Genomic DNA, 9773 nt, shown 5'->3' on the forward strand with positions numbered 1-9773 from the left:
TTTTTAAGTCAATTAAAAAAAGTTGAGCCTAAAAACTAGTCTCAACTTTTTTATTGACTTAAATTTTCCATATTCATCTTAACTTTTTCTCTTTCCGGTTTTTAATTAGATTTAAACCAGTTCTCTTTTTGTTTCCGCAATTACTGGAATCCAACGATCCGCTACTACTTTTGGAGCAAAATGTTTGATGCGTTCAAGCGATCTTTCAGAATAATAACGTCTCAAAAACCGGCTTTCAGTCATTTTACCTAAAACACGTTCAAAATCAGCTACATCCTGTGATTTCGTCATAATTCCATAGCGGTTTTCTCGTAAGTATTCTGCAGAACCTGTATTCTCCATTGCCACTACAGGTAATCCAAAACCCATTGCTTCTCCCATAACAAGTGGCATACCTTCCCATCTTGAAGTTGAAACAAAAATGGAAGCAGTTTCGTAGTGTTTTTGCAATTCTCGGTCTTTAAGAGCACCACGATAAAGTATCTTATCTGCAACATCAAACTTTTTGATCAAATCTTCGAATATCGCCATATCTTCTGCTGTTCCTTTACCTGCAATTGCAATTTTCCAATCATCCTTAAGTGATTTTGCAGTTTCTAACAACAAATCAATTCCCTTATGTTCAATTGCAATTCGTCCAGTAAAAGCTATAATATGACTGTTTAAATCAGCTGATTTATCGGGAATTAAGGTGAGTGGATTATAAATTTTGACCGTCTGATCATTAAATTGACGGTAATTTTCATAGTCAGAATCTGTTAACACAACAACAGTATCTGAAGATTCCAATCCTTGTCTAAATTCATCAAGCATTCCAACATAATATTGTGTCACATACGTATTAAAATTGTTATGCATCCATGCAATCACATTAACATTTGGTGCAGCTTTCTTAATAAAAGGTGCAAAACTAGTCAATAATCCAGCTGGCAAAATAACACATCCATAACTCTCCTCCACGATATACTCACACAAGTCAGAAATTTGATCTGCATATTCCTCATAGGGATTTTCTCCAAAGAAATTTAATACACCCGTGGACACAGGGCGTTTAGCAATAATCATTGGTGCCCTTAATTCATAATAAGGTTCACCTTCACTAAGCGAGTAAAAGGCAACGTCCATTTCTGAGCTAAGAGTATTCCCCAAAACAGTAGCTGCTCTTTTAACACCATCCATTACAACATTTTCTAATGCTATTAATACTTTCATAAACTTCGCTGTTTTCACTATGAAAACAACTGCCTCCCTTCTATAATTACGCTATATTGGTCACACCTTTCAACTTTTTAGGAGTCACTATAAACCCGGACCAATCATCCAACTCGATTCGAGTGATAACTCCTTGTTAAAAATTCTAGCATTTAAAAAAAAGAATAGAAAGAAAAATGCATTATGATACATTTCCACCACTCCAATTATTTAACCTTTAGCTTGTCATCAAGTTTTACAAGGATAGTCCTTAAATGTTATAACTGTAGTTGTTTTTAAATATTCCACCATACCGTATATTTATACATTTTTAATCTTATTATTACACTTTTGGGAGGTATTTGCCGATTATGAATTTAACTAATAATAAAATAGAATTAGTCCATAACTTTTCTTTGGAACAAATGAAAAACGATCTTTCTGGACATGGCTTTGATCATATTTTACGCGTCGTAAATCTGACCAAATATATTCTTAAAAAAGAACAAGGAAATCACTTAATTGCAATTTGTGCTGCTTACCTACATGACGTAGCTGATGACAAATTGGTAGCTAACCCAAACAAACAAGTTGAAAAAATCATTACTTTCTTAAAAAACAGTGAATTCTCGAGCAGTGAGATTTCGGAAATAATTTATATTACACAAAATTTATCATTCAGCAAATCACTAGGTGCTAACCCACCAAAACTCTCACTTTCTGGCAAAATAGTTCAAGATGCAGATCGGTTGGATGCAATTGGAGCAATTGGAACATTAAGAACCATTTATTATGGAGGTAAAAACTCTGAAATCATCTATGATCCTTCTATAAAGCCACGTAAATTAACTGAAAAAAAAGAATACCGTGACCTTTCACACGAGACAATTATTAATCATTTTTACGAAAAATTACTAACTTTGGCAGACACCATGAATACTGAAACTGCAAAAGAACTTGCACAAGTTCGCCAAAACTTCATGCTAGATTTCTTGGAAGAATTTAAAAATGAGTGGAATGGAAAATTATAAAAAAATTTAAACAGTAATTAGCTTCTTTCTTTTCTGATTAATTCGTATTCTGCTTCTTGCGATAATAGTAATTACCATCAATTAGCTTTCAATTTGCCTTGACAGCAATCTAGTAATTAGATATCATTCTAAATTGTAATTATTACTATTAAACAAAAAACTTGGAGGATTACGAGTTATGAAGAAAAGAAACTACCTTTTTTTGGTGCTAGCTTTAATTTTAATTTTAGCTGGCTGTTCAGCAACAACTGTTAAAAAAACTAAAGGCATCTCTGTAGTTGCCACAACTGATTTTTACGGGGAAGTTGCAAAAGCTGTACTTGGGTCAAATGGTTCAGTTACATCTATCATTAATAATCCTAATATTGATCCCCACGATTTTGAACCTACTACAAAAACTGCAAAAACTGTCGCTAATAGTGATATTTTGTTATATAACGGAATTGGCTATGACTCATGGGCAAAAAAACTCTCTGGTGCAAAAAAAATTGCGGTTGGAGAAGACATCATGCATAAAAAAGATGGAGACAATGAGCATCTTTGGTATAATAATAAAACAATGTCCGCGACTGCAAAGTATTTAGCTGTTCGTTTTGGAAAAATTGATTCCAAGCACAAAGCTGAATATCAGAAAAATGCAAAAAAATATATCTCAAGTCTTTCTGAACTGACAACACTTATCAAGCAAATTAGAAAAAACAGCAATAATAAATTAGTTGATGTAAGTGAACCTGTTTTTGATTACGCATTAAAAGATATGGGGTATAAAATAAATAATGTACATTTTTCTAATTCTGTTGAAAAAGGAACAGATCCTTCACCTAGCGACATTAAAAATATGCAAAATGATATTAAAAAACAAAAAATTGCATTCTTCGTTCAAAATACACAAGCAAGCGATAAAGTTGTAAAGAACCTAGTAGCAATGTGTAAAAAATATAATGTACCAGTTGTTAACGTTACAGAAACTCTTCCCACTGGAAAAAATTACCTCCAATGGATGAAAGAAGAATACCAACAAGTATTAAATATTCAAAAAAAGTGAGAGTTAATCCATTATGAAACCAATGATTGAAGTTACAGATTTAAATATTCAAGTTCCAGGGAAAAAATTATTTGAAAATCTAAATTTTATCATTCCTGCCAATAATTTAACTTGTATAACTGGGGAGAATGGTGTTGGAAAAACAACTCTAGTGAAACATCTATTGCAAAGTTTCAAATCAAAAAGTCCACAAATTAAAATTCACGCTACCCGTTCGCGAACACAATATGTCCCACAATTACGTAACATTGATGATGAATTTCCTTTAAGTATCATTGATTTTGTCGCCTTGGGACTTCATCAGTCTAATTTATTATGGCATACAAGATCTGAAAAAAAGCTTTTACAAGATGTCATTCAAAAAACAAATTTAATGGCTATCTCTAAACGTCCATTGGGTGCCGCTTCAGGTGGTGAAAAACAAAGAGCTTTTTTAGCACAAGCTCTTTGTGCTGAACCAAAACTGTTAATTTTAGATGAATCAACTGCAAGTCTTGATACTGTTACAAAAAATGAGTTACTTATTTTGATACGTTCTTTGCTAATTGATCGTGATATCACTGTTTTATTTATCACACATGATCCTGAATTGATTGAAAAATATGCTGATTATGAGTTACATCTATCTCATTTGCAAGCACAACTTATCAAAAAAGGGGAGCGTGAAAAATAATGTTGCAATTCGATTTCATGCGTTATGCTTTCATTGCGGGCATCTTTATCTCACTTATTTGTGGTGTAATGGGAACATTTGTCGTTGCTCGTCAAACTTCTTTTTTTACACACACACTTTCGGAAATTGGATTTTCGGGTGCCGCTTTTGGAATTTTCTTAGGAATTAGTCCATTGTTAGGGATGATTATATTTACAATGTCAAGCGCCCTGTTTATTGGTATTTCTGGTGACCGTCTGAGCCGTCGCGAAGCCTCAATAAGTCTTTTTTCAGGTCTTTTTATTGGCCTTGGTATCTTATTTCTTTCTCTATCAAGCAAGCAATCCAGTTATGCGACAAATATTTTATTTGGTAGTATTGTTGGTATCAATATTAACAACCTTTATTCATTAGTAGCATTGAGTATCTTAATTCTACTAATTATTGCCTTATTATTTAGGCAACTTGCTTATAATTCATTTGATGTGACCGGATCTCAATATAATCAACATCTTAATTTGTTGACTTCCATAATTTTTCTAGGCTTACTTGCATTGACCATTAGTGTAACTTCACAGATTATTGGTTCTCTACTCATTTTTGTTCTACTCACTATTCCAGCATCTTCTGCAAAATACTTCACCCCTTCTTTATGGAAAATGATTTTCTTGTCTACGTCCTTTTCATTAGGTGGTGTCTGGATTGGCCTTTACCTTTCGTATATTACAAATTGGCCCGTAACTTTCTTCATTACAACGATTGAAGCAATTATCTATTGTTTATCCTTGCTGTACCACCGCTTACAAGGAAATAAATAATGCTGGTGGGCCGTAATTTTGATTTATAAAATATCACTAACAAAAAAAGCAGGTTGATTCTTCAAACCTGCTTTTTTATATTAAAAAGAATAATATTTTCAATTTTTTCTGATTTCTCTCACTCTAATAACTTCTGGAATATTACCTAACTCTGTTTTTAAGTCAAAAAAAACTTCTTCGGTAATAATATCTGTATCAATCATTGTATATGCAATCTTTTCACGACTTCGATTAATCATATTATCGATATTAATATTATATCTAGCAAGAATTGTTGTGATTTTACCAACCATATTAGGTACATTTTGATGAATTAGCGTAATTCTAAAATTTGAATCGAAAGCCATTTCAACCGTCGGAAAATTAACAGAATTAACGATATTTCCTGTCTCAAGATATTTTCTAAGTGTTTGAGCCGCCATTATTGCTCCATTTATTTCTGCCTCAAGTGTCGTTCCCCCAATATGTGGAGTTACAATAGTATTTGCGTGATTAATAACCCGTTCTGAACTAAAATCCGTAATATATTGCGCAATTTTATGACTATCCAAAGCATCAATCACAGCTTGTTCATTAACAATCCCCCATCGAGAGTAGTTCAATAAAATTGCTCCATCTTTCATTTCAGATAATTCATTTGTAGCTATCAAATCCTGATTGTCCTCTGTATATGGAATATGGATAGTCACGTAATCACTTTTTTGTAATAACTCACTTAGATTTCTTGCGCGTGGAATATCACTTGACAAACGCCACGCATGCTCTACGCTTATGTAAGGATCATAACCAATTACACGCATCCCTAAATCTGCAGTTGCACGTGCAACTCTTGATCCAACTGAACCAAGACCAATTATTCCAATTGTTTTTTTATTTAATTCAGTTCCAGCAAAATGATTCTTTCCTTGTTCAGTTTGTAAACTTACATCTGCACCATTCAATTTTTTGGCCCATTGAATTGATGAAAAAACAGGACGTGTCGCTAAGATTAACATTGCAATAATTAATTCTTTGACTGCATTAGCATTCGAACCAGGTGTATTAAAAACAACTGTTCCATTAGAACTTGCCTCTAAAAGAGGAATATTGTTAACTCCTGCTCCTGCTCTTGCAATTGCAAGCACACTGGTTCCAAAGTGTGTCTTATGCATGTCTTGACTTCTAATCAATAATGCATTTGGTTTATCAGTTTTATTAACAGAATAAATTTCTTTAGGAAATTCCTCAATTCCTTCAGGTGCAATCATATTATAAGTCCTGATATCTATCATTTCAGTACACTCCCTTATATTCTAATTCGAATTTCTGCATAATTTTCAATAATTCTTTGACTCCTTCTATGGGGAATGCATTGTATAAGCTAGCCCGCATTCCGCCGACTAGTCTATGCCCCTTTAGCCCCACAAATCCATTTTCAGTAGCCATTGCAATAAACTTTGCATCTAACGATGAGTTACCTGTTACAAATGGTATGTTGGTAATTGAGCGATTTTTTACGCTTACTGGAGAACTAAATAATGATGAATTATCTAAAAAATCATACAATAATTGAGCCTTTTCACGATTTTTTTTCTCTATTACATCAATTCCACCTTCTGCAATTAGCCATTCAAAAACCAATCCTGCACAATAAATTGCAAAAACAGGAGGGGTATTCAATGTTGAATTCTTATTTACTAACTTCTTATAGCTAAGCATTGCCGGAAGATTGGGACTTTTCTCTACCAAATCATGGCGCACGATTACCACAGTCAAACCGGCTGGCCCAATATTTTTTTGTGCACCGGCATATATCATACCAAAATCACTCACATTATATCTTTGTCCTAAAATATTCGAAGACATGTCTCCTACAAGAAACTTGTCTTTCATATACGGAACTTCTTTATACGCAGTCCCCTCAATTGTGTTATTTAAAGTAATATGTACATAATCCAAGTCCTCAGAAGTACGATTTTCTTCTGGGAGTTTTGTGTATCCTGAAGAAAAACCACTAGCAATCTCAATCGCTTCCACGCCATTAATCAAATTTGCTTCCTCAATTGCCCTTTGTGACCAATGACCAGTATTAATAAAACCTATTCTTTTAAAATTATTAGCAAAATTTAGAGGTGCCATGGTAAATTGAAGTGTCGCACCACCTTGCAAAAAAAGTACATCATACTCAGATGGGATATCCATCAATCTTCGCAAATTTTTTTCAGCATTTTCTTGAATTTCAGAAAAAAGTGAGGAACGATGACTAATCTCCATAACACTCATCCCACTATTTTTGTACGAAAGCAATTCTGTTTGCACTTTTTCCAAAACTTTTTTTGGCATAACTGCCGGCCCAGCTGAAAAATTGTAAATTTTCGCCATATTCCTTCACTTCTCTCTAATTAATTTTAAAGTATGCTCTAATATTCGAATATAGCCAAAGTCTCGTTAGATGTCAATGCTATTCACACTAAATGATTTTTGAATGCTTATACTTAATACCCCTTTCAATTAACTTTATAACTTAATTTAAGCTTAGATTCTAATTGACTAGCCGTATTATTTTATATTTCTTAAAACAAATGTAATATTTTCGTAATATTCTTAAGAAAGAAAAATTTAATTTTCTTATATAAAAGCTGGTGTAACAACCTTTATAATTATATGACTATCTATATATTAAAAAAAAAATTATTAAAACACTTATGTACCAAGGAATTATGGTGGTTTATTACATTATGCTGTAAAATGTAATATTTTTTGTACTGTTATGCAATAAAGATAGACTACAATCAACTTATTGATAATAAAAAATAAAAGTAGGAGTGAATTAATTTGAAACGTACAACAAAGACATTATTGGCAAGCACTGTTGGTGCGGCGGGGTTATTTCTGGCTTCTACAACAAGTGCAAATGCTTCTTCCATTGTTAAGGTAGCAAAAAACGATACTGTGTGGGGTCTCTCACAAAAATATGGTGTTTCAATAAAATCAATTGAAACTTTGAATAATATAAATGAAAATAGTCACTTGATTGTTGAAAACCAATCATTAACTATCCCTGATAGTGATAGTTCAGCTAGTACAGAGAGCACTTCAACAACTTCAAATGTTTCTGTTGTTGCTGGTGATTCTTTGTGGACAATTGCCCAGAAATATAATACAACAGTTGATAGTTTAAGATCATTAAATGGTTTATCTTCATCTGATACTTTAATTAAAGCTGGTCAAACTTTGAAAGTAGAAGGTTCTTCTACTGATGTTGATAACTCTGCAACAACTGCAACTGCGCAAAATAGTACCACAACAGCTGCAACAAGTTCAGCAACATCATCCAGTAGTGTTGCATCTACAGTGACTGTTGCGACAAATCATGTTACATATACCGTTAAATCTGGTGATTCTCTTTACACAATTGCGCAAGCCTATGGGATAACTGTTGATTCATTGAGATCTTCTAATTCTTTAGGGAGTGCAATATTGCCTGGAGAAACTTTAACAATTAATGATCCTACAAAGACACCTGCCACAACTTCTAGTTCTGCTGCTTCTAGCGTTACAACTTCTAGTTCTGCTGCTTCTAGCGTTGCAAGTTCTAGTTCTGCTACTTCTAGCGTTACAACTTCTAGTTCTGCTGCTTCTAGCGTTGCAAGTTCTAGTTCTGCTGCTTCTAGCGTTACAAGTTCTAGTTCTGCTGCTTCTAGCGTTACAAGAAGTGTCTCCGTAGCACCTAAGGTCTATTCGAGGGTGACATCGTCTTCCACGGTTTCATCATCTTCTATTATTTCTTATGCAACATATTTAGCTAGTCAAGGTATTCCTTATGTTTATGGCGGTACTTCATTAAGTGGTTTCGATTGTTCTGGGTTTGTTCAATATGTATTTGCACATTTTGGTAAATCGTTGCCACGTACTTCAGAAGCTCAATCAACTTTAGGTACTGCGGTTCCCGTTAGCCAAGCTAAACCTGGTGATTTATTATTCTGGGGCTCACAAGGTTCCTCATGGCATGTAGGTATTTATATAGGTGGAACTAGCTACGTTGCTGCCCCTTCTTCCGGTCAAAACGTAAGCATCAAGAGTTATCAGTATTTCCAACCTACATTTGCTATCCATATGAATTAGTTTTGACTCTTTGTCAAATCCTGTTAATAGTTAAATGTATTTATTCAGAATTAGAAGTTACCTTACTTCTGGTTCTTTTTTTGTTATTTTGTTATTTTATTATTTTATTATTTTGTAGATTTAACTTGCATTTGATGTAGCTTAATTCGCGAAATCATATGATGTTAGCGGAATCCAATGGAATTTTCATTGAAATTATTTAACCATCCAATTAATACCTTCAATTAGATGCATACAGGACTTTCAGGTAAAACAATTACAATTTTTGTCTAAAAAAGCTCATCAGCATTCTTCAAGATAACAACGGATATTACTTGCAGAGACATACTTCTTGCAAATTATTCGTTTTTTATGAACTTCTAAATAAACGGCTCTTTGTCAACCGCTGTTGCTGAGAAAATTTTATAGGAAAATCAATTCATTTTCGAATTGGTTTTCTTTTTTTATTCGAATTACAAATTCAATTTTGATCCGGGTGTAAAAATGTGACCAGTGTCTGTAGCCGTATGCCGTACGTTTAATTTGTTTGATTTTACGATTAGTGCCTTCTAGTGGGCCATTTGAATAGTTACTTTCAAAGTGATTTTGGATAGTTCGATTAAGGCGATTAGGTAAAACAAAAAACTAGCCGATGCGCGTACCACCATCAATGGCAATAAAGCTCATCTGATGACCAGTGGAGCGAAATTCATCTTTTACACAAGGTAACGTGTTTAAGTAGTTTTAAGATAATTGGTCGTTCTTTGATAGCTGGATAGGTGGCATTCTGAGTCGGTATTGGGTGGTACATTTGGGAACTTGTCCTTTTATTGTACATGAAAATTGGGTGGTGATGAACTTCCATCAACACCCAATATTGTAGAGCCAAAAGTTATAGCAAATAAAAAAGACACTGACAATTATCAGTGTCTTTTTTATTTGCACGGCAACGT

Annotated in this window: 8 protein-coding genes and 1 pseudogene; 5 read left to right on the forward strand and 4 right to left on the reverse strand. The window is 33.6% G+C overall.

Annotated features, from left to right (window positions below):
- Window positions 1–111: 111 nt before the first annotated feature.
- Entirely contained in the window at window positions 112–1212 is a 1101-nt protein-coding gene (locus tag FC80_RS03065; protein WP_057828683.1) for a glycosyltransferase, read from the reverse strand.
- A 350-nt stretch (window positions 1213–1562) separates the two neighbouring features.
- On the opposite strand from FC80_RS03065, the gene FC80_RS03070 reads away from it, so the two are divergent.
- The 4 genes from FC80_RS03070 to FC80_RS03085 all read left to right on the forward strand — a co-directional run bounded on the left by FC80_RS03070 (window position 1563) and on the right by FC80_RS03085 (window position 4737).
- Window positions 1563–2222 (forward strand): HD domain-containing protein, encoded by a 660-nt coding sequence (locus tag FC80_RS03070; protein ID WP_057828684.1) that lies wholly within the window; start codon window positions 1563–1565, stop codon window positions 2220–2222.
- A gap of 178 nt (window positions 2223–2400) precedes the next feature.
- Window positions 2401–3267 carry a metal ABC transporter solute-binding protein gene (locus FC80_RS03075; RefSeq protein WP_057828685.1) on the forward strand — a complete coding sequence of 289 codons (867 nt, stop codon included), beginning with the start codon at window positions 2401–2403 and terminating at the stop codon, window positions 3265–3267.
- A gap of 13 nt (window positions 3268–3280) precedes the next feature.
- Window positions 3281–3940, forward strand: coding sequence for a metal ABC transporter ATP-binding protein (locus tag FC80_RS03080; RefSeq protein WP_057828686.1), 660 nt, complete (start codon window positions 3281–3283; stop codon window positions 3938–3940).
- Window positions 3940–4737, forward strand: a complete 798-nt coding sequence (locus FC80_RS03085) for a metal ABC transporter permease (RefSeq protein WP_057828687.1) — start codon at window positions 3940–3942, stop codon at window positions 4735–4737. The genes FC80_RS03080 and FC80_RS03085 overlap by 1 nt, the downstream gene beginning before the upstream one ends.
- Window positions 4738–4835: 98 nt before the next feature.
- Here FC80_RS03085 and FC80_RS03090 read toward each other — a convergent pair whose 3' ends face one another.
- Together FC80_RS03090 and serC are read right to left on the reverse strand one after the other, a co-directional pair.
- Window positions 4836–6008 (reverse strand): phosphoglycerate dehydrogenase, encoded by a 1173-nt coding sequence (locus tag FC80_RS03090; protein WP_057828688.1) that lies wholly within the window; start codon window positions 6006–6008, stop codon window positions 4836–4838.
- Window position 6009: 1 nt separating this feature from the next.
- Window positions 6010–7098 (reverse strand): 3-phosphoserine/phosphohydroxythreonine transaminase, encoded by a 1089-nt coding sequence (serC, locus tag FC80_RS03095; RefSeq protein ID WP_057828689.1) that lies wholly within the window; start codon window positions 7096–7098, stop codon window positions 6010–6012.
- Window positions 7099–7551: 453 nt separating this feature from the next.
- On the opposite strand from serC, the gene FC80_RS03100 reads away from it, so the two are divergent.
- The gene (locus FC80_RS03100; RefSeq protein ID WP_057828690.1) at window positions 7552–8841 is read left to right on the forward strand and encodes a C40 family peptidase; all 1290 of its coding nucleotides are present in this window, start codon (window positions 7552–7554) and stop codon (window positions 8839–8841) included.
- A 402-nt stretch (window positions 8842–9243) separates the two neighbouring features.
- On the opposite strand, the pseudogene FC80_RS09320 reads toward FC80_RS03100, so the two are convergent.
- Window positions 9244–9432 (reverse strand): annotated as a pseudogene (locus FC80_RS09320) (transposase); the annotation flags it as partial.
- Window positions 9433–9773: the final 341 nt, after the last annotated feature.

It is taken from the genome of Liquorilactobacillus cacaonum DSM 21116 (genome assembly GCF_001436735.1).
GTDB classification, from domain to species: Bacteria; Bacillota; Bacilli; order Lactobacillales; family Lactobacillaceae; genus Liquorilactobacillus; species Liquorilactobacillus cacaonum.

Bases quoted from the DNA above. Each gene is read 5' to 3' on its own strand.
- FC80_RS03065 (WP_057828683.1), bottom strand. From the start codon at position 1,212: ATGAAAGTATTAATAGCATTAGAAAATGTTGTAATGGATGGTGTTAAA.
- FC80_RS03070 (WP_057828684.1), top strand. From the start codon at position 1,563: ATGAATTTAACTAATAATAAAATAGAATTAGTCCATAACTTTTCTTTG.
- FC80_RS03075 (WP_057828685.1), top strand. From the start codon at position 2,401: ATGAAGAAAAGAAACTACCTTTTTTTGGTGCTAGCTTTAATTTTAATT.
- FC80_RS03080 (WP_057828686.1), top strand. From the start codon at position 3,281: ATGAAACCAATGATTGAAGTTACAGATTTAAATATTCAAGTTCCAGGG.
- FC80_RS03085 (WP_057828687.1), top strand. From the start codon at position 3,940: ATGTTGCAATTCGATTTCATGCGTTATGCTTTCATTGCGGGCATCTTT.
- FC80_RS03090 (WP_057828688.1), bottom strand. From the start codon at position 6,008: ATGATAGATATCAGGACTTATAATATGATTGCACCTGAAGGAATTGAG.
- serC (WP_057828689.1), bottom strand. From the start codon at position 7,098: ATGGCGAAAATTTACAATTTTTCAGCTGGGCCGGCAGTTATGCCAAAA.